This is a genomic window from Flavobacterium sp. FlaQc-28 (assembly GCF_044007415.1).
In the GTDB taxonomy this organism is placed as follows: Bacteria; Bacteroidota; Bacteroidia; order Flavobacteriales; family Flavobacteriaceae; genus Flavobacterium.
The window spans coordinates 384,133-410,649 of record NZ_JBIPCM010000004.1 but is presented as its reverse complement, the minus strand read 5'-3'; the positions used below and the strand labels follow the sequence as shown (position 1 = coordinate 410,649).

Here is a 26,517-nt window from a genome sequence, read left to right as displayed (position 1 = left end):
GGTGTTGTAACTAAAAACATCCCAGACGCAGAGGGTGCCATAGATTACAGTCTTTGGGAATGGATCGATTTTAATGGCGATGGAAGTTATGCTGGTCCAGCAAATGCGGGTGAACTAAATGCCGGTGGTTTTGGAAACGCATCAAATCCTAATATTATAATTGACGGTCCAAATGGATATCATTCTGAAGCAATCATTGGAATTCAAGGATTCTGGAGAGATAGACCAGAGCAAGCAAATCCATATGGAGAATATAACATCAAATTAGTTAGAGAAGCAAATTTAGATGCTGTTGCAGCGGCTTTAGGAGAAACTGGACTTGTAAAAGTTCTTCCAAGTTCAAGTTCAACAGATAAAAAAGCAACGTCAAAACCTGCCAAACTGCAAATGCATACGGTATGTCAAACTACCAGTCAAAGCGGTATAATTGTAAATGTTACTCCAGAGGATTTAGTTCATTTAGATGCTGACTTTGGTGTAAATTGTAAAGAATTTAAAGATATAGCTGCCAATGATGATAGTGCCGGTCCAATAGCAGGTGTTAATCATATTACAACAAATGTCTTGAATGTTTTACCTAATGATACACTTGAAGGCGTGGTCGTAACTGCTTCTGATGTAATAATAACTACTGTAACTCCAAATGAGTTTTTACAATTAAATTCAGATGGCTCTGTAGATGTTTTACCAAATGCACCAGTAGGTACACTTACATTGGTATACCAAATTTGTGAAGCCGATGCAGCTTCAAATTGTGATACTGCAACGGTAACCGTAACAATTGAAGCTCCGGTAATGACTGTCACTGCATCTCCAATTTGTATAAACGATGTTCCATACCTTGATTACACAGTAACTCCAGTTAACTTTACTCCTGCAAATGGTGTATCAATAACTTGGGCAGATGCCGCAAACAAAGTGGTAACTACAATGACTGACTTACCACTAAGCGGTCGTGTTTTATGGCCTGGAGCTGCGGTTGATGCAAACGGAAAAGGTACTGACTGGCCTGGATGGGTATTCCAAAACAATCAATGGATTCAAGCTGCTGATGGTTTTGAAGGATTACGCCCAACTGCCAACATTACAGTATCTGTTAATCCGAGTGAAACAATAACTGTAAATTATCCTCCATCTGAACCGTTCTGTACTGCCAGACCAACATTTGCAATTGTTGCTAATGATGATAACGGCGGTCCAATATCTGGAGGTACAGGAGCAGTAAATGTTGTCAATGTATACACAAATGATACCTTAAATGGTAATGCAGTTAATCCAGCAGATGTTACACTTACAACTGTAACACCAGATCCAACTGGAGCACTAACACTAAATCCTAACGGATCTATAGATGTAAAAGTTGGTACAACCGGAGGAACTTATACATTAACGTATCAAATTTGTGAAAATGCCGATGCTGGAAACTGTGATACTGCCATTGTAACGATAACTGTTATTGATCCTGCACCGCCAACACCAGTTGACGCTGTCGATGATACTTACAGCAATATTGGATGTAACACTTTTGGATTAGTTGGAAATGTTTTAAGCAACGATGTAAAAGGAGCCGCTAGAGCTACTCTTGAACTTGTAAACTTTACAGTATTAACTGAAACCAACAGCAATGTAAAAACAGATCCTAATATCACATTCGATGCATTAGGAAATGTGAGAGTATCAAGTTTAACTCCAGCAGGAACTTATACTTATAGATATCGTCTTTGTGACAAATTAAGTTCTGAAAATTGTGATACAGCAACAGTAACAATAATAGTTCTGCCAAATGGTGTAACTAATATCGCCAGCCAGGCTTGTAATGACGATTCAACATTACTAAACTTATCTAGCTTACTGCCAGAAGGCACACCAGCAACAGGAACTTGGACAGATACAAATAATACTAATGCCTTACAAGGAAGTACACTTAACGCATTAGGTTTAGCCCTTGGCACTTACATATTCGAATATAGAATAAATGACGAGAACTGTCCTAGAACAATTGCCCTTAATATGGAAATTAACGACGATTGTAAAGTACTGCCATGTGGAAATATAGTTGTACATAATGCTTTCTCTCCTAATGGAGATGGAAAAAATGATGTTTTCGTAATTGATAGTATTGATGATTTGACCTGTTATCCAGGAAACACTGTAGAGATCTATAATCGTTGGGGAATATTGGTATTTGAAACTACAAATTACAATAATGAAACCAATGCATTTGATGGAACATCTAGAGGCAGAACAACTATCAAAAAATCAGATGGATTACCAACTGGAACGTACTTCTACATTTTGAACTACAAATCATTGAATGGAAATAATGAAGTTCAAAATAATAAGAAAGACGGATACCTATATCTTTCAAAATAAAAACAAAAAAATGCGCTGTATAAAACATTAATATATAGCGCATTAAATAACAATTCGTAAAAAAACACTTATTTTTGAATAAAGATTCATACTAACTTTGCAGCCTTTTTACAGAATTAAAAAGTTAGCAGGTAATAACTAAATAATACACATCTACTATGAGAACAAAATTATTTTTCTTCGTCATTATGTCTATAGCCTTAACAGGTTATGCACAGCAGGATGCACAGTATACACAGTATATGTACAATGCGATAAATATAAATCCTGCATACGCGGGATCTCGCGGAGCTCTAAGTGTTTTTGGTCTGTACCGCACCCAATGGGTTGGATTAGACGGAGCACCAGAAACCAGCAGTTTCTCTATCAACACACCAATAAACAATAGTAATTTGGGTATAGGACTTTCGCTGGTAAATGATAAAATAGGTCCAACAAACGAGAATAATATCTCTGCCGATCTATCATATTCAATACAAACTTCACCAGATTTTAAACTCTCTTTTGGAATTAAAGGAACCGCTAATTTATTCAATTTAGATATTAACAAACTAAATCCCGAAGATCAAGGCGATCCGCAATTTCAAGATTTAAACAATAAATTTTCACCAAATATCGGAGCTGGTGTTTACTGGCATTCTGATAAAGCTTATATTGGCTTATCGGTTCCAAATTTCATCGAAACCAATCGTTATGATGATAATGATGTAGCCATTTATAAAGACAAAATCAATTATTATTTAATGGCCGGTTATGTATTTGATCTTGATAAATTACAATACATCAAATTCAAACCTGCTGTACTTGCCAAAATGGTCGAAGGAGCACCTCTACAAGTCGATATTTCTGCTAACTTTATGTTTTTTGAAAAATTTGTAGTTGGAGCAGCTTATAGATGGAGTGCCTCTTTAAGTGCAATGGTTGGATTTCAAATCACAGACGGACTTTATTTAGGTTATGGTTACGACCGAGAAACAACAAACTTAAATAATTACAACTCAGGATCTCATGAGATATTCCTGCGATATGAATTCTTCAAGAAAAATGGTAAAATGACAACTCCTCGTTTCTTCTAAAACTTATTATTATGAAAAATTATACACTCCTTTGCTTAATACTATTAAATATTTTTTACGGCTATTCACAGCAGTCAAAGGTTAATTCAGGTGATAAAAAATACGATGGATATGCTTATGTTGACGCCATTAAAACCTATGAAAGAGTGGCCGAAAAAGGATATAAGTCTGAGGATTTATTTAAAAAACTCGGAAACTCATATTACTTCAATTCTGAATTTGAAGGTGCCGCCAAATGGTACGCAGAACTCTTTGCAATGAATCCGTCTCCAGAGGCCGAATATTTTTACAGATATGCGCAATCTTTAAAATCAACTGGACAGCTTGCCAAAGCTGATAAAGTTCTCAATGAGTTTAACACCAAATACAAAAACGATTCCAGAGGTAAACTTTACAAAGAAGATGTAAACTATCTCGATCAAATCAAATTAAACTCTGGGCGCTATAAAATTGAAGATGCCGGAATCAACTCTAAATACTCTGACTACGGAAGTTTTGTGTATGACAATAAAATCTATTTTGCATCAGCCAGAGATACTGGTAATTTCAGCCAGAGAAAGCACAAATGGACAGGTGAATATTTTACTAACATCTACAATGCAGATATTGATGCCGAAAGCGGAAGTTCGACCAAAGTGAATAAAATAAAAACAGCAATAAATACAAAATTTCACGAATCGTCTCCAGCATTTACTAAAGACGGAAAGACCGTTTATTTTACAAGAAACAATTTTATTGACGGCAAAAAAGGAAAAGATGATAACAAAGTTACTTTAATCAAAATATACAAAGCGACACTTGAAAACGGAAAATGGACTAATATAACTGCTCTTCCTTTTACAAGTGACAGTTTTAGTACTGCTCATCCTGCTTTAAGTCCTGATGAAAAAACACTCTACTTTGCGTCTGATATGCCGGGAACAATCGGGCAATCTGATATTTACAAAGTAAGCATCAACAGCGGCGGCGGTTATGGTACTCCCGAAAATTTAGGCAAAACAATTAACACAGAAGGAAAAGAAACATTTCCTTATGTAACGAGTGAAAATGAAATTTATTTTGCTTCTGACGGGCATCCGGGACTTGGCGGACTTGATGTATTTGTGGGACAATTGCAGGATAATGGAACCGTAAGTGATATTCAGAACCTAGGCAGCGACATCAATTCGCCTAATGATGATTTCGCCTATATTATTGATCCAGCCACCAGAAGAGGATATTTCAGCTCAAATAAAACCGGCGGACACGGTTCTGATGATATTTATAAATTTCTAGAAACTAGAAGACTAAAATGTCTGCAGGAATTAACTGGTGTAATCACAGATGCTGAAAGCGGCATAATACTGCCTGGAACAAAACTTACTTTATATGACAGCCAGCAGGTTGTTGTAAATACCACCATTTCAAATGCCGAAGGAAAATACAGTTTTGCAGTGGAATGCGGCAAGACGTACAATGTAAGGGCCGCAAAAACAGATTATGCAACTAAAGAAGTAATGGTTAATATTGGAAAAGTAAGCGGAAAAACGGATCTGCCAATTGCTTTGGATAAAATTATTTGTAAAGTTGCAATTGGAGATGATTTAGGAAAATGCTTCGGAATAAAAATGATTTATTTTGACCTTGATAAATCAAACATTCGTGTTGAAGCTGCTTTAGACTTAGAAAAAATATTGGATGTATTGAATCAAAATCCAACTATGAAGTTAGATATTCGTTCGCATACAGACAGTAGAGCAACTCATCAATACAATGAAGCATTATCTGACCGAAGAGCGAAATCAACTATCGATTGGCTTATTAAAAACGGCGTAGCTAAAAATCGTCTGACCGGAAAAGGTTACGGAGAAACACAGCTCGTAAACAAATGTTCTGATGGTGTACCATGTACCGAAGAAGAACACCAAATGAACAGACGAAGCGAGTTTATTATAGTTGGATTGTAATACTCCCAAAATACATTATATCAAAAAAGCTGTCTAGTTATAGACAGCTTTTTTTTACAAAAAAAAACGTTGTAACTCAGGAATTACAACGAAAACTAACCAACCAGTTTCAAAGTTTTTCTTTAAATTTTTGCAAATATATTAGTATAATATTTTTTTCCTGTTGCGGGATCGGTAGATACTGAAATACCAAAATGAGTATAATTTCCTTCGATATTTTCTTTGTGTCCCGGGCTGTCCAGCCAAGCTCTCACAGCTGCTTCAGAAGTTTTATAGTTATAAGCAACATTTTCTCCAACCCTTTTGGCGCCTAGAACACTTTCAATGTTTTTAGACCTCAAAACAAAATCATTGTGATTTACGAGGTTGTTATCAATCATATATTTATTATGAACTTCACATTCATAAGAGATATGATTAATTTTTTCCAATGCATTCAAACCAATACTTTTCCGGTAATCGTTTATTAATTGCATTGTTTCTAATTCAGACGCATTGTAACTGTAGTCTGTAATTAATTTTTCTGTACCCCCAGTACTTTCAGTACCTTCTGCGACTTCTGCCGAGCATGAGTTCATTGTGATCGAAATCACAATGAACAGCATGGCGCACATAACTTTTTTCATAATCTTTAGTAGTTTAGTTTTAAAGTAAATGTTGGGGCAAAAACCTTAAATAATTATGTGACAATCTTTTTACATTTCTATATCAAACGTATTTAATTTATCGGTAAACTACAAAAAAAATCGATAAACTACATAAAATATTTTTAAACAAAAGTAAAAATCTTACAAATTAAGAAGAAAGGCGCTCAATCTTCCATGAGAAATCAGATTGGCTTGTGTAACGAATGCGGTCGTGGAGTCTATTTGGTCTTCCCTGCCAAAATTCTACCTGAAGAGGTGTTACTAAATAACCTCCCCAATTTTCAGGTCTTGGAATAGGTTTTCCTTCAAACTCATGTTCCAGCTTTTTTAGATTTTCTTCTAAGAAAGTTCTAGATGGAATCACTTCACTTTGATTAGAAACAATCGCTCCTAACTTACTGCCATCAGGACGAGAATCAAAATAACCGTCAGAAATATTCTCAGACGTTTTTTGAGCAATTCCTTTAATAATTACCTGACGCTCCATTTCCTGCCAGAAAAAAGACAAGCAAACATTAGGATTTGCTTCTATCGCTTTTCCTTTTTCAGAATTATAATTGGTATAAAAGATAAAACCTTCCTCAGAGAATTTCTTTAATAAAACTACACGAGATTTAGGAAATCCGTCTAATCCAATTGTAGAAACAGTCATGGCATTGACTTCTCCGTTTCCGCCAAAATCTTCAACTTCATGAAACCATCTGTTAAAAAGGTTAATTGGATCTTCAGGAATATTAGTTTCTAATAATTCACTTTTCTCGTAAGATTTTCTATAATTGCTTAAATCGTTCATTGTTTTTAGTTTTTTTGTTTCAAGTTTAAGGTTTCAAGTTTCATCACTTACTTAAACCTTTGTTACTTTGTTACTTTGAACCTTTGTAACTAATAAATTAAAATTCAAAACTCAAACCGTCATCTCCTAAAAGAACATTAGGAAAAACGGATTCCGCCTCTTGTTTAAAACGTTCAATTCCGTCGTATCGTGTAGAATAATGCCCTAAAACCAATTGTTTTACATTTGCCTTTAATGCAATTTGTGCCGCTTCTTTTGCAGTTGAATGAAGTGTTTTTAATGCCAAAGGAGCTTCAGATTCTAAAAAAGTAGATTCATGATATAAAACATCAACATTCTCAATAATAGGAATTATATCTTCGTTATAAACGGTATCAGAACAAAACGCATAGCTCATTGACGGAATTGGGTCAAACGATAATTTTTCGTTTCCTATTATAGTTCCGTCATCTAGCTTAACATCTCCTCCGTTTTTTATCTTTTGATAATAAGCAACATGGATATTATAGGTCTGAACTGCTTCTATATTTAATTTTCTTTCTCCCGGTTTCTCCTGAAACAAGAATCCATTAGTATAAACACGGTGTTTAAGCGGAATAGTTTTAACGATAACTTTAGCGTCTTCAAAAATTATTTCACTTTTCTTCGACTCCAATTCATGAAAAAATAAGCTATAAGTAGTCCAAGATTCTGTCAGCTTCAATTGAAGAAGAATTAATTCTCTAATTCCTTTTGGTCCGTAAATATGTAAATCGGTCGTTCTTCCTAAAAGAGAAAAAGTTGAGATCGTTCCAATTAATCCATAAAGATGATCTCCGTGAAGATGAGAAATAAAGATGTGATTAATTTTCGAGAATTTAATCTTGTTTTTTCGAAGCTGTACCTGAGTTCCTTCCCCGCAATCAATCAAAAATAAACGATTCTTGATTTCTAAAACCTGCGAAGTTGGGTTAGTAAGTGTTCTAGGAGTTGCGGCATAACAGCCAAGTATAGTTAACTTCAATTTAATGTTTATTCGTTTATTTCGTGAATCGTTTAATCGCGTTAAATTATAATCAAAAACTTATCGATTAAACAGTTAAACAAATCAACGATTAACCAATTCTTTAAAATCCTAAGTCTCTTTCAATTTCTTCCATTTCGATAATATCGTGCGCTTCTAAAAGCGAAGGCACAACCACTAATTTATCTGAAACAGCATTAAAATCAAGATCAGAAACTACAATTACAAATGATTTTTTTGCTTTTTTCTGAGATTTAGCAAGTGGTAAAAAAAGTTTCAAATCATTTTCTGAAAGTTCAGAGTCTGATAACAGATCGATTATAACATTATGCTTTTCAAAGGTTTTAAATTGCTGCGTTACTTTTTCTACAAAGCCATTAAAATCACCTTGTGTATTTTTTACTGTAACGGTATGTCCTTTTTGATCTACTTTCATTTTACTAAGGTACGAAGTTTTTTAATTTGTTTCAGGTTTCAAGTTTCAGGTTGTAAAACTGAACATTCCAACAACGTGAAACCTGAAACTTGAAACTAAATATTATTATTGAATTTTAGAAGCCAAAAGATAAATAACCGCCATTCTAATTGCAACACCATTTTCAACCTGATTCAAGATAACAGAATGGTCAGAATCTGCTACTTCAGATGTAATCTCTACTCCCCTATTGATTGGTCCCGGGTGCATGATTACGATTTCTTTTCCAAGCGAATCCAAAAGCGGTTTATCAACTCCGTATTGCTGTGCGTACTCACGTGTTGATGGGAAAAAATTCACATCCATACGTTCGTTTTGTACACGAAGCATATTCGCTACGTCGCACCATTCTAAAGCTTTACGCAAATTTGGTTCAACTGTAACACCAAGAGATTCAATATATCTTGGAATCAATGTTTTGGGTCCGCAAACTTTAACTTCTGCGCCTTGCATTTGCAAAGCATATATGTTGGATAAGGCAACTCTCGAATGCAGAATATCACCTACAATAACCACTTTTTTTCCAGCAACATCTCCCAGTTTTTCTCTGATAGAATAACTATCTAATAAAGCTTGAGTTGGATGCTCGTGTGCACCATCTCCAGCATTTACAATACTCGCTTTGACATTTTTAGATAAAAAATAAGCCGCTCCGGGATTAGAGTGGCGCATTACAACCATATCTACTTTCATCGAAAGGATATTATTTACAGTATCAATTAGAGTTTCTCCTTTTTTAACAGATGATTGAGCTGCAGAAAAACTGATGACATCAGCAGATAAACGTTTCTGCGCTAATTCAAAAGAGAGTTTGGTTCTGGTACTGTTTTCGAAGAAAATATTGGCAATGGTAATATCTCGTAATGAAGGAACTTTTTTAATTGGTCGATTAATGACTTCTTTAAAATGATCTGCCGTTTCAAAAATCAGGTTAATATCATTCTCGTTGATATATTTTATTCCTAATAAATGATTTACGCTTAATTCTTTCATGTTTAATGTTTAACTGTTTATTTGTTTAATCGTTTAATCGTTGTCTTTGCGATTAAACAGTTAACCGATTTAACGGTTTAACTTTTTTTAATTTCTTTAATCGTTTAATCTTTAGATTTTTCCGATTAAACAATTAACCGGTTAACCGATTAAACTTAATTCGTCACTAAGTGAACAACATCTTCACCATCATTTTCTTTCCAGCTTACTATCACTTTTTCGCCATTAATAGCATCTACCTGACGGCCTCTATAATCAGGTTGAATTGGTAAATGACGACTAAAACGTCTGTCAATTAAAACTAGTAATTCAATTTCTGAAGGCCTTCCAAAAGATTGAATTGCTGTTAAGGCAGAACGAATGCTTCGTCCAGTAAACAAAACGTCATCAATAAAAATGACTTTTTTATTTTCGACTATAAAATTGATTTGGGTTTTATTGGCTTCGAGTGGTTTATCAGTACGACGGAAATCATCTCTAAAAAAAGTGATATCCAGATATCCCAAAGAAATTTCAGGAACCTTATATTCGTTTTCTAATATTTGTTTTAAACGTTCCGCTAAAAAAACACCTCTTGGCTGAATTCCCACTAAAATAGTCTCTGAGAAATCAAGATGTTTTTCGATTAACTGACAAGCCAAACGATGGAGTATGATAGTAACTTCTTTTGAATTAAGTAATACTTTTTGGCTCATAAGTAATTGTAATGTTTGGTTGGGCAAATATACGAAATCAGAATTTATTTGTTGGGATGTTAAGGTGGGAAATATCATTTTTTGTAATGAATGAGATTTCAACTATACAATCAAATCTAAATAAACCATTATATTCCTTATTTCTGAAAACATAATCTTCTTTTTGAAAAATATTTTGTTTTAAAAACATATTTTAGCAAAGAAAAATAGAAAACGAAAAAAGAATAAAACTATAAGTAATTTTAAAATTTAATATGAAAAAAATCTTCTTTGTTTTAGTACAAATTCTACTAGTAAACCAAATAAATGCTCAGAAATTATCATCAGACTGGCAAAAAATGAGATTAAAAGGAACAATAAATAAAATCGTTGAAATACACGAAAGCTGCCCATCTGTAATGATGGAAGGAGGCACATTTTATTGCCCAAAAGACACTACTAGTTATGATTTTAATCAAAAGGGATATTTAACAAAATCTAGTTCTGAAGATAATAATAGAAAAAAATCAACTTTAAATGGATTGGAATATATTACTACTTATGAAAATGTTGAAGGTGTACAAAAGAAAAGCGCTGAAGATGTTTACAATGCAAAAAAACAATTAATCAAACAATCTATTTACTATGTTCATACTGCAAAAGAACAGATATTAAATCAATGGGAGTATTTTTACGATAATAATGGAAATAAAATCAAGGAAAAAACTACAGAATGGTGGAATGGAAATATAACCGTTAACTTAAGTGATTTTAATAAATATGGAGATACCACAAAAAGACAAACTTTGAGAAATGATAAAATTGTTAATGAAGAAGAGTTTGATTATAACTATACCAATGATAAATATGGCAACTGGATAAGTAAAACTTCATCGAGTGGTAATCATAGTGAAACCTGGACAAGAAAAATCTCTTATTATAAAAAATAAGGTTTATCTAAAAAAACAGAACAAGTTCAAAGTCGGGAGATTTAAAACTGTACGGCTTCACAAAGCATAATTTAAAATAAATTTAAAAAGAGTAAAAAAACATGAAAGCAAAAGTCATCTCAATTCCAGTTCTTAATCAAGAAACGGCTTTGCAATTTTACACTGAAAAATTAGGTTTTGTTAAAAAACACGATGTCCCTTTAGACGGAGATATATAGATGGCTGACGGTTGTTTCTAAAGAGGAACCAAATGGCGTTGAAATTTTATAAGAACCATCATCCAATCATTTTGAACCCGTTCTGCTAAGTCTGCTGACTTCGCAGCAAAAACAATAGAACAGAACTAAAATCAATGGATAAATACCAAGAAACTTTTGAGACTTGGAATAAAATTGCAAATCTCTATGAAGATAAGTTTATGAGTTTAAGTTTGTATAACGATACTTATGACTTCTTTTGCAACACCCTAACACAAGAACAAATAAACGTATTTGAAATTGGTTGTGGACCAGGAAACATTACAAAATATTTACGATCCAAAAATCCCAACCTAAAAATTACAGGTATTGACATTGCTCCAAAAATGATCGAATTAGCTAAAGCTAATAATCCTTCAGCCAACTTTGAAGTAATGGATACAAGAGAACTTAGTTCCTTAGATCAAAAATTTGATGCAATTATGTGCGGCTTTTGTTTGCCTTATTTATCCGAAGAAGATTGTTCTAAACTGATAATTGACTCTGCGAAAATACTTTTAAACAATGGGATTTTATATTTAAGTTTTGTTCCCGGAAAACCTTCCAAATCAGGTTTTATTTCGGGAAGTACTGGTGATCGCACTTATTTTTATTATCATACTTTAGAAGATATAAAAAATCAGCTTTTTATAAATAACTTTGAAATCATTAAATTATTCGAAGTCAAATATCCAAAAGGTGAAGATGTGGAAATTCATACTATAATAATTGCTAAGAAAAATGGATAAGCAATTTAAAACCCTAAAATCATGAAAGCAAAAGTCATCTTAATTCCAGTTCTTAATCAAGAAACGGCTTTGCAATTTTACACTGAAAAATTAGGTTTTGTTAAAAAACACGATGTCCCTTTGGGCGGAGATAATAGATGGCTGACGGTTGTTTCTAAAGAGGAACCAAATGGCGTTGAAATTCTGTTGGAACCATCACCCAATCATTTTGAGCCTGCTAAAACGTATCAAAAAGCGCTTTTTGATTCAGGAATTCCGTGCACGCAATTTAATGTGGACAATCTTGAGGAAGAATACAATCGTCTTGTAAATTTAGGCGTTGAATTCAAAACAAATCCAACAGAAATGGGAAATATAAAAATTGCCGTTTTAAACGATACTTGCGGTAATTATATTCAGCTTATTGAGATGTTATCCTAAATCATAAAAATGACAAAAAGTGTGCAACAGTTTATAACAAAACCAAGAAACATCTTTCTGCTGGATGGTTTTGGTGCTTTACTTACTGCTGTATTATTATTTTTTGTACTTAGAAATTTCAATGCTTTTTTTGGTTTATCAAAAACCATTTTAGAATATCTTTCTTTATTAGCATTGACTTTTTCAATTTATTCTATTCTCTGTTACTTTTTAATTAATACTAATTGGAAATCATTTCTAAAAACAATCTGCATTGCCAACATTCTATATTGTATTTTGACTTTTGGAATTGTTGTATACAACTGTAAAAGTATTTCTATTTTTGGTATGGCTTATTTTTTAGGAGAAATTATTATAATATTTGGACTTATATTTCTCGAGATAAAAACGATTAGAAAATAATAGTTTTTTCTCTTTTTCAAAAGAAATACGGGCTGTTTTATTCCGTACGCAAAACTACTATACCATGTTTAGGTATAACAAAGCTGACCTTCTTTCCTATTGCTCCTATCTTTTTACCGGACCATAAATCACGAATTTTCGCTGATTTCTCAAGATTTACTAAATCTGATTTTAAAACAAATTGGTTTGCTTCATCTCCGCGATTCAAAATAGCAATCGCTTTTCCATCTTTACCTTTTTCTCCCAGCAGTTTTTCCCAAACCTCAATATTTCCCTCTTTAAATATTCGTCTTGCTTGATAAAATCCTTTATCTTGATTTAAAGCAATTACTTCTTTATTGGTAAGAATACCAACAGTTTCTTTTGACATAGTTCTTAAATCATTGCCTGCCAATAGTGGAGAATTCAACATGCACCACATCGAAAAATGACTTTTATCTTCTTCATAAGTCATGCCTCTGCCAACCTGCAACATATCCATATCGTTATAATGCCCAGGAGATGAATATTTATACAAATCAACATTCAAATCTATAATCTTAAGTATAGATGAAAATTTATCATCAATATCATAGGAAATTCTCCAAGAATCCGCTTTACCGATTGCCCATTCACCAGGAAATTTCCATCGACAAACATTAAGAACAATTGCTTCATTCTTAGCTTTTACAGCCTTTAAAATTTTTAAGTATTCTGTTTTTTCATCGAGATTCATTTTCTCGCCGCCACACCAGTCCACTTTTAAAAAATCACAGCCCCAGTCTTCAAAAAAAGTTTTAGTATCTGCATCAAGATATCCATACATACCAACTCCAATACCTTTTTGATCATTATCATAAATAGAACCGCAAGTATTTCTTCCTGCATCGCTGTATATTCCTGCTTTAAGTTTTTTGCTGTGAATATAAGTCACCAAAGACTTCATTCCCGAAGGAAACTTTTGCTTATCAACAAAAAGATTACCTACTGAATCTCTTCCTCCAAAATAACCATCATCTATATTAACATATCTATAACCGGCATCGTATAATCCTGAAGCAATCATAGCATCAGCCTGTTCTCGAATCATTTTTTCATCGATATGCACTCTGAAATTATTCCAGCTGCTCCAACCCATTATTGGCGGTTTAGCTTCTTGAGCAAAAAGCAGCCCATTGATAAAAAAGACGAAAATTAGTTTGCTTATTATTTTTTTTGAGGCAGTCTTCATTTTGAATGATTTCATAATTGTTACGATATAAAAAGCCAGTTGAATTACTTTTAAAAATAGTATATTTCAGTTTAATAAATTAAAATAGTTCGAAATAAAAGTAATTTTAAAATACACAAACTCCAATATAAATACATTTATTGAAAATCTACAGTTATAAATAGAATACTCCTTTAGAAGCAGCGAACAAATACATTTTTTGGTATTAAAGAACTTAAAACATCAAATCCTAAAACATTTTCAAAAAATTCTATAACACATTTTCCTGATTCGTGAGGTAATTTTAATTTATAAAATTATAAAACTCAGAATCATGCAAAATAAAATACTAAGAATGTTAATGGTATTTGTAATACTGTTTTCATTTACAAGCTGCGAAGTTATTGGAGACATTTTTAAAGCTGGAATGGGATTTGGAATTTTCATCGTAATCTTTATTATTGCGATTATCATTTTCATTTTCGCAAAACTTTTTGGCAATAAATAGACATAAAAAAATCCCGTTATTCTCATAACGGGATTTTTGCTTATTTAATTGGAACTTTTAACACATAAACACATCTTACTTTTTTACCTCCTATCTTGGCTGGATTCCATTTTGGTGATAGTTTCAAAACCCGAATCGCTTCTGCTCCTGTTGCATATCCAATATCTTTAAAACAGCGAAAAGCTGACAAAGAACCGTCTTTTTCAACAATAAAATCTAAATATATTGTTCCTTGAAGCCCTTCTTGATTGGGCTTCACAAAATTTTTGTAGAAGAATTTATAGTACGAATCTATTCCTGCTGGATAGCTTGGTTTTAACTCAACTTCTTCTAATTTATATATTTTTTCATTATTAATTTTAGCACTTACATTGACCGTTTTTGAATTAGATGTCTTTTTATTTTTTATCAAAACGCCTGCTTCTGTATATTCTTTCAATTCTCCTTCAATAGATTGACTGTCTATGAATCTAGAACTTTTCAATTTTCCATTTGGATAATATTTCTTTTCTATTTTATAGCTTGTATTTTTCGGATGAATCAACTGGGCTTCTGTTATATCTCCGTTTGAATTCCAAATCTTATATTCATCAAAAATGATAATTTCAGAAACAAGTTTCTTATTTTCATAATTTGACGTTTTTATTTCTTTTTTATCCCAATTATAATCGATTTGTTCGACTAGTAAACCCAAAGAATTATACTTCTTTCTATTGAAAAATTGATGTCCGCTTTTGGCATCCTTTCCAACATTTAAACCCTCTATAGTTTTTCCATTAGAATCAAGCGCAGTCATACTTATTAGCGCGCCATTACTTAGTAATGTTTGTATTGCCAAAACTCCATTTGAATTATATTCTTTAAAAGTTCCATCGACATTTCCTTTTTCGTTAATGTAAAACTGCATTTTTCTCCCATCCATATTCATTTCATAAAACCCGTTTTTAAGTTTAGTTTTATTTACATTTTCTATACTTATAAAATTATTCGACAAGAAGCCATTGTTTAAATATGAAATGGACGACGAATTAATTTTTTTATACTCTTGCGCTATGCCTACATGGAATGTAGCCATCAATAATAGTACTTTTATGTATTTTTTTATATTCTTCATTATTCCGTTGCTTCTCTTTTAAAAACATTTTTTTTCAAATATAATAATTTATTATTGAATGAAAATTCATACAATAAATTATTGAGGCAAAAAAAATCCCAAATTCAAATTAAATAAGAATTTGGGGTTTTTAATATTATATTATAACAGATTAAAGATTATACATCTTTTTTCTTTGCTCTTGAATTTTTTCATCATCAAGATATTCGTCAAATGTCATGTAACGATCAATTACTCCGTTTGGTGTAATTTCAACTATTCTATTACCAACAGTTTGTGCAAATTCGTGGTCATGAGTTGTAAAAATCACTGAGCCTTTAAAGTTTTTCAATGAATTGTTAAAAGCCGTAATCGATTCCAAATCTAAGTGATTTGTTGGTTCGTCCAGCATTAAAATATTTGCACGTTCCATCATCATTCTAGAAAGCATACAACGTACTTTTTCTCCTCCAGATAAAACTCGGCTTGTTTTTAAAGCTTCTTCTCCAGAGAAAATCATTTTCCCTAAGAAACCTCTAATAAACACTTCATCACGCTCTTCTTCTGTTTTAGCATATTGACGTAACCAATCTACCAAAGTCAAATCGTTTTCGAAGAAATCGTGGTTTTCAGCTGGTAAATAAGCTTGATTTGTTGTAATTCCCCAGTCAAAAGTTCCAGAATCTGCTTTTTGTTCATTGTTTAAAATTTCATAAAAAGCAGTTGTTGCACGTGAATCTTTAGAGAAAAGAACGATTTTATCGCCTTTTGCCATATTCAAATCAACATCTTTAAATAAAACTTCTCCGTCTACAGAAGCAGATAAGTTTTCTACATTCAAAATCTGATCTCCAGCTTCACGATCTTGATCGAAAATAATTGCAGGATAACGACGGCTTGAAGGTTTGATTTCTGAAATATTCAATTTCGAAATCATTTTTTTACGAGAAGTTGCTTGTTTCGATTTCGCAACGTTTGCACTAAAACGACGAATAAATTCTTCAAGTTCTTGTTTCTTCTCTTCTGCTTTTTTGTTTTGCTGTGCACGTTGTTTTGCCGCTAATTGGCTAGACTCGTACCAGAAAGTATAGTTTCCTGAATAGTGATTGATTTTCCCGAAATCAATATCAGAAATATGTGTACAAACGGCATCTAAAAAGTGACGGTCGTGAGATACAACGATTACAGTATTTTCGTAGTTTGCTAAGAAATTTTCTAACCAAGCGATTGTTTCAAAATCCAAGTCGTTGGTAGGCTCATCCATAATCAATACATCAGGATTCCCGAAAAGTGCCTGCGCCAAAAGCACACGAACTTTCATTTTTCCTTCCATATCACTCATTAAAGTATAATGATGCTCTTCGTTAATTCCTAAGTTAGACAACATTGATGCTGCATCAGAATCTGCGTTCCATCCGTTCATTTCTTCAAACTGAACTTGAAGTTCCCCTATTCTATCAGCATTTTTATCGTTGTAGTCTAAATAAAGTTCATCCATTTCTTTTTTAACAGCATACAAAACTTTATTTCCCATTAAAACGGTTTCCAAAACAGTATGCTCATCGAACATGTTGTGATTTTGGTTTAAAACCGACATACGTTTTCCTGGTTCTAAATGAATGTGCCCGGAAGTTGGGTCCATATCGCCCGAAATAATTTTAAGAAATGTAGATTTTCCAGCACCATTGGCTCCAATAACGCCGTAAATATTTCCGTGAGTGAATGTGGTATTTACTTCGTCAAACAAAATTCGTTTGCCAAATTGAACTGATAAATTATTGACTGTTAACATGAATGTCTTTTTAATTAATTTGGTGCAAAAGTACGGAAAAAGGTTCAGAGTTGCAAAGATGCAAAGCGACTAAGTTTTTTTATTCTGGAGAGGGTTTCTCGCAGTCCCGACAGCGATCGGAAGCAAAGACGCAAAGTTTTATTTTTTCATAGATTATTACACGCAATCTTGTCATTTCGACTGAAAGGAGAAATCGCACTAGTTAATCGAAAAAGATTGGAAACATGCTTTGCGGAATTTCTTTTGTGATTTCTCCTTTCAGTCGAAATGACAAAAATGAGATTCCTTTGCAAAATTAATCCGATTACAACTTACTTTCTTTTGCCAGCGCAACTTCCAAACTTTCAAAATTTGGGAGTACTTTAGCAATCATTCCTTCTTTATTGAGAATAAAATGTGTTGGAAATGAATTGAGTTGTAAAGCTTCATTCATATATACTTTCATATCAGGAATTACAGCATACGAAAGAGGTTTTCTGATTAAGAATGCTTTTAATTGTTCTGCGGAATCTTCCGCAAGACTTATAAAAACAATATCATTTCGGTCTTTGTATTCTTCAACTAATTTATTGACTTGCGGAAACTCTCTGATGCAAGGCGTGCAGTGAATGTACCAGCATTTTATTACTATAATTTTTCCTTTCATAGATTCGTTTGTAACTAGATTTCCGTCTAGATCTTTAAACGAGAATTTAGGAAAAGCAGTCCTTTCCATCTGATAGTTTTTAAGAGCATCAAAACCTATTTGGTTAATTGTCGCTTTTATGCTTGTATCTGATTTTGGCAGAATTTTAAACAGCTTATAATTATAAACTGATTCTTCTGATTTTAATCGAATTGGAATATAATCTCCATTTGCTAATTGTTCTAAAAAGTTTTCTTTTGAAATTTCTTTAGATTGTAAATCAAGCGCTGTAAAATCTCTCGAAAGCATGATTTTTTTACTTTGATAAACGGACCAATCATTAAATGTTTTTTGAATTTGAATTGGATCAACTTCTGGTGTTCCATTTTTAATTTGGCTATAGCCAAAGGTAAAAACTAAAAATGCTGCTATAAAAAAAATTGATTTCGGCATGGGATTTTAATACAATATTTAAGTCTCAAAAATACTAAAATTGCCATTAAATATTAGGAACAGATTTATAAGGTTTCTAGAATATCTATTTAATTTTTAAGATTAGGTAAAAAAGAAATATCCATATAATATTTCTTTGGATTACTCGGATCGATCATTACTTTTATTATATTATCTTTTATAAACTCCGTTGGGTCAAACCAAATACTATCGCTTTCAAAAACATACATTTCGTTTGTTTGAGGATTAAGCCACTGACTGGATATTTGAAACGGATTTCTTCCATTTACAGCCATACCGTAATTTAAGTGCACTTGAACAAATTTTGTTTCAATACGTTTGCCATTATCTCGAAGATACTGCGTTTTTCTTTGCTTTAAAATACCGAATAGAATAATTCCGAAACCAATTAAAAAGAAAACTGTTCCTAAAATCCCAAAAATTAAAGGTCCGATCCATAATGAGGCAAATCCTTTAATACTGGCGTCTTTTGGGTCTGCAGGATCGTATAAAACTTCAACACTTTCGCCTTCACTATAACTTGGAGGATTACTGCTGACTGCTGATGTGAATTCTATTTTATTTCCTGCTTTTGTCGTAAAGCTAACCAATGGTGCATAAGTTGTAGAATTATCAGATCTTTTACTGATTAACTCTACAACAGTTCCTTGTACAGTTTCGGCTTTTTTCAAAAAGGTTTGTCTATCCTGATAAAAATAAAAAGCTCCTGCAAGCATAAGTGCTCCTATAGTTAGAAATACATATTTAATTATGGCTATTGTTTTCATATTTTATTCTATAAAATAAGGTTATGACTAAATTATATCAGCATTAAAAATACCATATTAGATCAAATTTTCTGTTTATTAAAAAGGCTGTAAATGTAATAATTTCATTACTAAACAAAACTGTTCCTCAGTTAAAAAACATATCACAAATCAGACTAATTTGTTGCAGTTTCTCAAAAGAAAAAAATTACAAAAACAATCCAATTAATTTAACTAAATTAGCAAAAAAATCTGACTAAAAAATGACGTTTCCATTTCAATTTAAGCTCTTTAACGAAACCTTTTATTGGCACGCTTTATTTGAAACATTAGCCTTTTTTATTGGAATCAGAACCTATTACTTTTTGAAAAAAAGAACAGTAGATCCTATTTCAGATATTAATCGTCTTATTATTTTAATTGGCGCAATGGTTGGTGCATTAATAGGCTCTAGAGTTATTGCAATGCTTGAAAATCCTGCTGAAATTACCAATCAGACTTTTCTAACTTTTTTTCAGAACAAAACTGTTGCTGGAGGATTTTTAGGCGGATTGCTTGGAGTAGAACTTTTCAAAAAAATAATTGGTGTTAAAATCTCTTCAGGTGATCTATATGTAATTCCGATAATTGTGGCTTTATTTATTGGACGTATTGGATGTTTCTCAATGGGTATTGCCGAACCTACTTACGGCATCGAAACTAGTTTTATTACCGGAATGGATCTGGGTGATGGGTTGTACAGACATCCTGTAGCTTTATATGAAATGTTTTTCATGCTTTTACTTTTTATCTTTTTTCAAAAAATAAAAAACAGAAATCTTGTTAGTGGTGACCGATTTAAACTATTCATGGTGCTATACTTTTTATTTCGTTTTTTAATTGAATTTATAAAACCATATAATCCTTTATTTCTTCATTTAAGCAGTATTCAATGGAGCTCCATTTTTATTTTTATTTACTACTCGAAATTTATTAATCGGGTTTTTAGTCGCTTAAGCAAAACTTTACTTTTACAATAACTATACTTTTATCCTAATGAAAACCCGCGATTATATATTCTACGATTATACCAAAAGTTTATGCCCAACTTGCTTAGATCTTGTTGATACTAAAATTGTATTTCAGGACAATAAAGTCATGATGCTGAAACATTGCAAAACACACGGCGAATTGAAATCGATGATTGCTGATGATGTTGATTATTACAAGCAGATTCGTAATTATAATAAACAATCTGAAATGCCCCTAAAGTTCAATACAAAAGTACACTATGGCTGTCCATATGATTGCGGATTGTGTACAGACCATGAACAACACTCTTGTTTAACGATTGTTGAAGTTACAGATCGCTGTAATCTAGCCTGCCCTACTTGTTATGCAAATTCGGCTCCAAACTATGGAAGACATCGCACTTTAGAAGAAATTGAAAAAATGTTTGACACTGTTGTCGCTAATGAAGGGGAACCAGATGTTGTTCAAATTTCTGGAGGTGAACCAACTGTGCATCCTGAATTTTTTAAAATTCTTGACATTGCTAAAAGCAAACCTATCAAGCATTTGATGCTAAATACGAATGGAATAAGAATTGCAAAAGACATTAAATTTGTTGAGACATTAGCCAGTTATATGCCTGATTTCGAAATCTACTTACAATTTGACAGCTTTAAACCTGAAGTATTAGAAAAACTTCGCGGAGAGGATTTAACTGAAGTTCGTAAAAAAGCAATCGAACATTTAAATCAATTTAACATTTCGACTACTTTGGTAATTACACTTCAAAAAGGAGAAAATGATGATGAAATTGGTCAGATAATTGAATACGCTTTGCAGCAAAAATGTGTTCGAGGTGTTACTTTTCAACCTACACAAGTTGCAGGTCGAAATGATAATTATGATGATCTTTCAGGCCGTATCACTTTAACTGAAGTACGCAGGAAAATTTATGAGCAATATCCTCTATTTACACCACAAGATTTAATTCCGGTTCCTTGTAATCCAGATGCTTTATGTATGGCTTATGCTTTAAAAATTGATGGAGAAGTTTTTCCGATGACTCACTTAATAAATCCAGAAGATTTACTAAACAACTCCAAAAACACTATTGTTTTTGAACATGATGAAAAACTAAAAACGCACATGCTGAATCTATTCAGCACTGGAATTTCTGTTGATTGTGCTGAAACCGAAATGAATGAATTAATGTGCTGCTTGCCAAGAGTGCAATCAGACACTTTAAACTATAATAATTTGTTCCGAATTTTGATAATGAATTTTATGGACGCGCATGATTTTGATGTTCGTGCTGTTAAAAAATCTTGTGTTCACATTGTAAGCGATAAGATGAAAATCATCCCTTTTGAAACCATGAATTTATTTTACAGAGATCATAAAATTGATAAGATTCGAGAAAAACTGAATGTTTAATTTACAAACTTTTTAAAATATGGAAGGATTACTATTTCTTGGGTTCATCCTCGCTGTGATGTTCTTAGTTGGATTGATTGGTTTAATTTCTGGAAAAGAAAACAAAAAATTCTTTTTAACAATTATGTTGATTCCAATAATCATTGTTGTAATAGGATTTGGCACCTGTGCCATAATTGTAAGTCAGCTTTAATTTAAAGTACATTATGAATAATCCTTTAGTAGCAATTGGCGGTATGGCAGCCTTTATAAGTGTAATTGCTTTTCTTGCTGGAATTTTACGTCTGATTTTTATCTCACGCGATAGAAAAACTTCATTGAAGATTATATTGTTCGCCATTATTGGTTTTGTAATTGGTTTTGGCACCTGTGCAGCAAACTTCAAACTGGGAAACATGCATTAATAAAAAAACCTGGTAATAAAATTACCAGGTTTTATAATGTTCGCATTTGGGTGAAAACCAAATAACAAATCACCCAAATTTGATCATTATTCTGAAATAAAATTTAGATTAAAAAATAAATAACCAAACTCAATTTTAACCGTTCCAATATTCTATTTCTGTTTATCGTAAAAGAGCTGTCTTCAGTAGATTTTTGCCCTAATTATCTCTGTCAGAAAACCTGACAGAGATAACAAAAATTACTAAATAATTCAGGCAACACAACTTACTAAGTACTAACTCAAACCAAACTCATTATATTAATTTTTTAAGACTTTCATAAACTGATAATTCAACATCAGCATGATCTTTACTATTGCATTGTTCAATTAAATTTTTAAGCTCATCAGCTTTTAATTGCGACTTATTATCTAACACAAGTACTAATTCTTTCGAGGCATCGCTTAAGCTTTTTGCCAAAGGTAAAAACGGCTGTACTAAAGGCGCATTTGCACTCAAATCCGTTAATTCTTTATGAAGCGCGATCCATCTGGTAAAGAATGCCGTTACTTTAGCTTTATTTTCTGGTGTCTTATTTGCTAAGTATTGACTTACTGCATCGTTAAAAGCTAATGAATCTTTTGCATCTGGTCCGCAAGCATCTGCAAAAAGTGTAAACGGAGAGTACATTTGATATTCTGTTCCTCCTTTGTTTCTTTTATATCCTTTTAATGGTTCACAAACATTCGAAAATTCTTCCAGCGCTTCTATATTTTGATTATTTGAAATATTTCTTAAAATAACCGCTTTGTTACGAATGTGTGTTAAGCCAAGTTCTTCTAATCTGAAAGAGACTACATCAAGACGTTTTCTCATACTAGTCATATCAGTAATATCTTCAGCAGACCAAAGTCTTTCTGCAATTGCCGCAGTTCTTGGCCAAAGTCTAGAATCGATCGTTGTAGGAGTTACAAGTTCTGTCCACATTGTTGCTTCTCCACCTAAAACTCTTGCTTTTTCTTCTGCTGATAAAACTGCACCTTTTGGCATCGGATCATTTAAGTAATGGCTTTCTATTGGGTACAATAAATCGACATAATATCCATTTGACATTACAGTCTTATACCCTTTTTTAACGGCATCAATCAACGACTGACCTGCAACAACACCTTCGTTTGGTCCTCTCCACGCATGAATAATAGCATCTTTTGACATGTTTTTTGTCAAAATCTCTTCCCAGCCCATTAATTGCTTACCGTGTTTTTTAAGCATCGGAACTAACTGCATGGTGAAATAAGTTTGCAATTCATGATTGGTTGTTAACTTATTTTTCTTTTTAAATTCTTGAATTTTTGGATTCTCATCCCAATCTTTTCCTTCGTTCTCATCTCCTCCGATATGAAAATAAGCTCCTGGAAATAATGGACAAACCTCATCAAAAAGTTCGCTTAATATTTGATATGTTTTAGGATTTGAAGGATCTAATGTTGGCGAAAAAATACCAGCATTTCTTTCAATTCCATAGGTAGCGATTGCTGTACCTTGAATATTTTTTTCAGAAGTTCCACCTGTCAATGTAATCACTTTACTGCCTATTTCTGGATATGCTGTAAGTATTGCAGATGCATGACCTGGAACATCTATTTCTGGAACTATCAAAATACCACGCTCATCAGCATATTTTACGATATTTTTAATTTCCTCTTGTGTGTAATACATTCCATCCGAAGCTAATTCTATTAGTTTTGGATGTTTTTTCATTTCGATTCTCCAACCCTGATCGTCAACTAAATGCCAATGAAACACATTCATTTTCATTGCTGCCAATCCATCTAGATTTCTTTTGATTACATCAACTGGCTGAAAGTGTCTTGAAGCATCTATCATTAAACCTCTCCATGTAAATCTTGGAAAATCTGAAATTTTTGATACTGGAAAATAAAATGAACTACTGTTATTTTGCAGCATTTGTAACAACGTTTCAAGTCCGTGTAAAGCACCTAAATCGCGTGTTGCGTTTATCGTAATTTTATTTTGTTTAATATCTAAGTGATAACTTTCATCTTCATATAAACCAATTTTACCACTTTTAGTACAATTAATCTGCAGTTCGGCATTTGGAACTTCATTTAATTTTGTGATAAAACCCTGCTGAAAAAAAATTCCTGTTCTACCATCTAAGCGACGTAAAAAACGAGTTACTCCACCAAAAATTCTTGGATTAGGGTTTCCGGTTATGTTTACTTTAAAGTTTTTGTTTAAAGCAAAATTCCCGTCGTTTAATACAACACTCTGAGGCCAAGGCATAAGATTTAACTGCTCTTTCTGAATTTGAGCGCTAGAGGTTACACCTGCTAATAGTAGGACAAATAAATATTTCATTTTTACTGTTTTTGAAAAGATGTTATCCTAAGACAACATTAATAAATAGATAAAAGAAACAAAACTCAGACAGAATCTTATTGAACCTCACTAATCGCTGCGAAATCAATCTGAATTTTGTAATTTGATTCGTTCTAACCGAATCTAAAATTTTTAGTAATCAAAACGTTTAAAGGCTTCGATTGCTTCATATTCTGCCAATCCTAATTCATCGTATAGAATAGCGGTATTTTTATTTCTGTCTTCGGCTCTAACCCAAAACTCTCTTGAATCATTTCCTTGAAACATTACACGGTCTTTTTGAGATTGGTGATACAAAATAGCATGACGTTTTAGCAATACTTCTGATGGAGAAAGGGGAACAGCCATATCGATTTCATTAATGTCCCATTCTTGCCAAGCTCCTCTGTAAAGCCACAACCAGCAATCATCCATATATTTTTCAGGTTTTAATTCACCCATTGCGGCAAAAATCGCATTCAAACAAACTTCATGCGTTCCGTGTGGATCTGCTAAATCTCCTGCTGCAAATACTTGATGTGGTTTTATTCTGGCAATGATTTCTTTTACAATAGCAATATCTTCAGCTCCTAACGGATTTTTCTTTACTTGTCCTGTTTCGTAAAACGGAAGATCTAAGAAATGAGTGTTTTCGTCTTTTAGCCCAATGTATCTTGTTGCGGCATACGATTCTCTTCTTCGTATTAATCCTTTTAGCTTTCGAACTTCTAGAGAATCAATTTGATTTTCAGATTTATTATTCAGAAAATCAATTACAGATTTGAAATTAATTTTAGTAGCAGCATCTGTAATAAAATCGCTGGAAACCTCAGCAAATTTCAATGCTTCATCATCTGTAACTGCAATATTTCCAGAGGTTTGATATACAACATGTACATCGTGACCTTGTTTTATCAATTTTGAAAAAGTTCCTCCCATAGAAATCACATCATCATCTGGATGCGGACTAAAAAGAATTACTCGTTTTTTTGCAGGATTTGCTCTTTCAGGACGATGTGAATCATCTGTATTAGGTTTTCCTCCCGGCCATCCTGTAATGGTATGCTGTAAAACATTAAACATGTTAATGTTCAAATCATAAGCAGAACCTTCTTGTGCCAATAGATCAGACATTCCGTTATTATTGTAATCTCTGTCTGTTAATTTCAAGATTGACTGTTTTGTTTTTTGGCACAACCAAACAATCGCTTTGCTTTTTAATTCCTGATTCCAAATACATTCTCCAACCAGCCAAGGAGTTTTAAAACGTGTCAATTCTGATGCAGCTGACTGATCTAAAACAAAAGTTGCATTAGGATGATTTTGTAAAAATGTAGCTGGAACTTCTGAGCTGATATCGCCTTGAGTAGTTCTTTTGATGATATCGGCTTTGTTTTGTCCCCAAGCCATAAGTACGATTCTTTTTGATCGCATAATAGTCGAAACTCCCATGGTAATGGCTCTTTTTGGCACATTATCAATTCCATTAAAATCTGATGAGGCATCAACTCTTGTAATATGATCCAGAGTAATAATTCTGGTGCCAGAATTAATATGCGAACCCGGTTCGTTGAAACCTACGTGGCCTGTACGACCAATTCCTAATAATTGAAAATCAAGACCTCCTGCATTTTTAATATTCATTTCATAATCGATACAGTATTGATTTAATTCATCAATTGCAACTGTACCGTCTGGAATATTTACATTCTCAGGGTTGATATCAATATGATTAAAAAGATGCTGATGCATGAAATAATGATAGCTTTGATTGTTCTCTTTACTCATTGGATAATATTCATCCAAATTAAAAGTAACTACATTGCTAAAACTTAAGCCTTCTTCTTTGTGCATTCTCACTAATTCCTCATACACTTTTATAGGAGAAGAACCTGTGGCTAAACCCAATACGCAGGTTTTATTTTTTTCCTGCTTAGATCTAATTAACTGCGCAATTTCCTGCGCTACAATTACAGAAGCTTCTGCAGAATTTTTGAAGATTTCGTTATGGATTTTCTCAAATCTTGTTTCTTCAAATTTTCCGGCGCTTTTATAGCTGATATCAGGTTTTATTTCTAAAGCACTTTTCATTTATTTTCTTTTTTTTTTGTATTTACAATTTTGGTTTTTGAAATGGTATAGACAACTTTCACTGCCTATACCA

General features: G+C 32.8%; 25 protein-coding genes. 12 read left to right on the top strand and 13 right to left on the bottom strand.

Going from position 1 to position 26,517, the window contains the following annotated elements; genetic code table 11:
• The 3 genes from ACHRVL_RS13700 to ACHRVL_RS13690 form a co-directional block, all read left to right on the top strand.
• Positions 1-2,373 (top strand): gliding motility-associated C-terminal domain-containing protein (locus ACHRVL_RS13700; RefSeq protein ID WP_395413649.1); only part of this gene is annotated, 2,373 nt, incomplete at its 5' end.
• Positions 2,374-2,531: 158 nt separating this feature from the next.
• Complete coding sequence (locus ACHRVL_RS13695) at positions 2,532-3,449, top strand: type IX secretion system membrane protein PorP/SprF (RefSeq protein WP_395413646.1); 918 nt, start codon at positions 2,532-2,534, stop codon at positions 3,447-3,449.
• Positions 3,450-3,460: 11 nt separating this feature from the next.
• Entirely contained in the window at positions 3,461-5,395 is a 1,935-nt protein-coding gene (locus ACHRVL_RS13690; RefSeq protein ID WP_395413643.1) for an OmpA family protein, read from the top strand.
• Between the two features lie 122 nt (positions 5,396-5,517).
• Here the strand turns inward: ACHRVL_RS13690 and ACHRVL_RS13685 are convergent, their stop codons facing one another.
• The 6 genes from ACHRVL_RS13685 to pyrR all read right to left on the bottom strand — a co-directional run bounded on the left by ACHRVL_RS13685 (position 5,518) and on the right by pyrR (position 10,001).
• On the bottom strand, positions 5,518-6,021 hold the full coding sequence (locus ACHRVL_RS13685; RefSeq protein WP_395413641.1) for a CAP domain-containing protein: 504 nt from the start codon (positions 6,019-6,021) through the stop codon (positions 5,518-5,520).
• Between the two features lie 169 nt (positions 6,022-6,190).
• Positions 6,191-6,835 carry a pyridoxamine 5'-phosphate oxidase gene (gene pdxH / locus ACHRVL_RS13680; protein WP_395413639.1) on the bottom strand — a complete coding sequence of 215 codons (645 nt, stop codon included), beginning with the start codon at positions 6,833-6,835 and terminating at the stop codon, positions 6,191-6,193.
• A gap of 97 nt (positions 6,836-6,932) precedes the next feature.
• Complete coding sequence (locus tag ACHRVL_RS13675; RefSeq protein WP_395413637.1) at positions 6,933-7,838, bottom strand: ribonuclease Z; 906 nt, start codon at positions 7,836-7,838, stop codon at positions 6,933-6,935.
• A gap of 103 nt (positions 7,839-7,941) precedes the next feature.
• Positions 7,942-8,274 (bottom strand): ribonuclease Z, encoded by a 333-nt coding sequence (locus ACHRVL_RS13670; protein ID WP_395413635.1) that lies wholly within the window; start codon positions 8,272-8,274, stop codon positions 7,942-7,944.
• Between the two features lie 105 nt (positions 8,275-8,379).
• A complete protein-coding gene (locus ACHRVL_RS13665; RefSeq protein WP_029273654.1) occupies positions 8,380-9,306 on the bottom strand; it encodes an aspartate carbamoyltransferase catalytic subunit in 927 nt (308 codons plus the stop codon).
• Between the two features lie 155 nt (positions 9,307-9,461).
• Complete coding sequence (gene pyrR, locus ACHRVL_RS13660) at positions 9,462-10,001, bottom strand: bifunctional pyr operon transcriptional regulator/uracil phosphoribosyltransferase PyrR (RefSeq protein ID WP_089052841.1); 540 nt, start codon at positions 9,999-10,001, stop codon at positions 9,462-9,464.
• A 254-nt stretch (positions 10,002-10,255) separates the two neighbouring features.
• Here pyrR and ACHRVL_RS13655 point away from each other — a divergent pair, with 254 nt between their 5' ends.
• The 4 genes from ACHRVL_RS13655 to ACHRVL_RS13640 all read left to right on the top strand — a co-directional run bounded on the left by ACHRVL_RS13655 (position 10,256) and on the right by ACHRVL_RS13640 (position 12,737).
• Positions 10,256-10,930, top strand: coding sequence for a hypothetical protein (locus ACHRVL_RS13655; RefSeq protein WP_395413633.1), 675 nt, complete (start codon positions 10,256-10,258; stop codon positions 10,928-10,930).
• Between the two features lie 352 nt (positions 10,931-11,282).
• Complete coding sequence (locus ACHRVL_RS13650; protein WP_395413631.1) at positions 11,283-11,915, top strand: class I SAM-dependent methyltransferase; 633 nt, start codon at positions 11,283-11,285, stop codon at positions 11,913-11,915.
• Positions 11,916-11,936: 21 nt separating this feature from the next.
• Positions 11,937-12,335 carry a VOC family protein gene (locus ACHRVL_RS13645; protein ID WP_395413629.1) on the top strand — a complete coding sequence of 133 codons (399 nt, stop codon included), beginning with the start codon at positions 11,937-11,939 and terminating at the stop codon, positions 12,333-12,335.
• A 9-nt stretch (positions 12,336-12,344) separates the two neighbouring features.
• Complete coding sequence (locus ACHRVL_RS13640) at positions 12,345-12,737, top strand: hypothetical protein (protein WP_395413626.1); 393 nt, start codon at positions 12,345-12,347, stop codon at positions 12,735-12,737.
• Positions 12,738-12,774: 37 nt separating this feature from the next.
• On the opposite strand, the gene ACHRVL_RS13635 is transcribed toward ACHRVL_RS13640, so the two are convergent.
• The gene (locus ACHRVL_RS13635; RefSeq protein ID WP_395413624.1) at positions 12,775-13,962 is read right to left on the bottom strand and encodes a glycoside hydrolase family 27 protein; all 1,188 of its coding nucleotides are present in this window, start codon (positions 13,960-13,962) and stop codon (positions 12,775-12,777) included.
• A gap of 298 nt (positions 13,963-14,260) precedes the next feature.
• On the opposite strand from ACHRVL_RS13635, the gene ACHRVL_RS13630 reads away from it, so the two are divergent.
• On the top strand, positions 14,261-14,434 hold the full coding sequence (locus ACHRVL_RS13630; protein WP_165765080.1) for a hypothetical protein: 174 nt from the start codon (positions 14,261-14,263) through the stop codon (positions 14,432-14,434).
• A gap of 40 nt (positions 14,435-14,474) precedes the next feature.
• On the opposite strand, the gene ACHRVL_RS13625 is transcribed toward ACHRVL_RS13630, so the two are convergent.
• From ACHRVL_RS13625 to ACHRVL_RS13610, 4 genes are all read right to left on the bottom strand, one after another.
• A complete protein-coding gene (locus ACHRVL_RS13625) occupies positions 14,475-15,548 on the bottom strand; it encodes an energy transducer TonB (RefSeq protein ID WP_395413622.1) in 1,074 nt (357 codons plus the stop codon).
• 151 nt (positions 15,549-15,699) lie between these two features.
• Positions 15,700-17,319 carry an ABC-F family ATP-binding cassette domain-containing protein gene (locus tag ACHRVL_RS13620; protein ID WP_089052836.1) on the bottom strand — a complete coding sequence of 540 codons (1,620 nt, stop codon included), beginning with the start codon at positions 17,317-17,319 and terminating at the stop codon, positions 15,700-15,702.
• A 304-nt stretch (positions 17,320-17,623) separates the two neighbouring features.
• A complete protein-coding gene (locus ACHRVL_RS13615; protein WP_395413619.1) occupies positions 17,624-18,397 on the bottom strand; it encodes a TlpA family protein disulfide reductase in 774 nt (257 codons plus the stop codon).
• Between the two features lie 89 nt (positions 18,398-18,486).
• Positions 18,487-19,185, bottom strand: coding sequence for a DUF3592 domain-containing protein (locus ACHRVL_RS13610; RefSeq protein ID WP_395413616.1), 699 nt, complete (start codon positions 19,183-19,185; stop codon positions 18,487-18,489).
• Between the two features lie 242 nt (positions 19,186-19,427).
• Between ACHRVL_RS13610 and ACHRVL_RS13605 the strand changes: the two genes are divergently transcribed.
• The 4 genes from ACHRVL_RS13605 to ACHRVL_RS13590 are packed head-to-tail and all read left to right on the top strand — an operon-like array spanning position 19,428 to position 21,992.
• Entirely contained in the window at positions 19,428-20,183 is a 756-nt protein-coding gene (locus ACHRVL_RS13605; protein ID WP_395413614.1) for a prolipoprotein diacylglyceryl transferase, read from the top strand.
• A 16-nt stretch (positions 20,184-20,199) separates the two neighbouring features.
• Entirely contained in the window at positions 20,200-21,588 is a 1,389-nt protein-coding gene (locus tag ACHRVL_RS13600) for a radical SAM protein (RefSeq protein WP_395413612.1), read from the top strand.
• Positions 21,589-21,607: 19 nt separating this feature from the next.
• Entirely contained in the window at positions 21,608-21,781 is a 174-nt protein-coding gene (locus tag ACHRVL_RS13595) for a hypothetical protein (protein WP_395413610.1), read from the top strand.
• Between the two features lie 13 nt (positions 21,782-21,794).
• The gene (locus ACHRVL_RS13590; protein WP_123872308.1) at positions 21,795-21,992 is read left to right on the top strand and encodes a hypothetical protein; all 198 of its coding nucleotides are present in this window, start codon (positions 21,795-21,797) and stop codon (positions 21,990-21,992) included.
• 294 nt (positions 21,993-22,286) lie between these two features.
• Here the strand turns inward: ACHRVL_RS13590 and ACHRVL_RS13585 are convergent, their stop codons facing one another.
• Both ACHRVL_RS13585 and nagB read right to left on the bottom strand, forming a co-directional pair.
• Positions 22,287-24,353 (bottom strand): beta-N-acetylhexosaminidase, encoded by a 2,067-nt coding sequence (locus tag ACHRVL_RS13585; protein WP_395413607.1) that lies wholly within the window; start codon positions 24,351-24,353, stop codon positions 22,287-22,289.
• 153 nt (positions 24,354-24,506) lie between these two features.
• Positions 24,507-26,444, bottom strand: a complete 1,938-nt coding sequence (nagB, locus tag ACHRVL_RS13580; protein ID WP_395413605.1) for a glucosamine-6-phosphate deaminase — start codon at positions 26,442-26,444, stop codon at positions 24,507-24,509.
• Between the last annotated feature and the right edge of the window lie 73 nt (positions 26,445-26,517).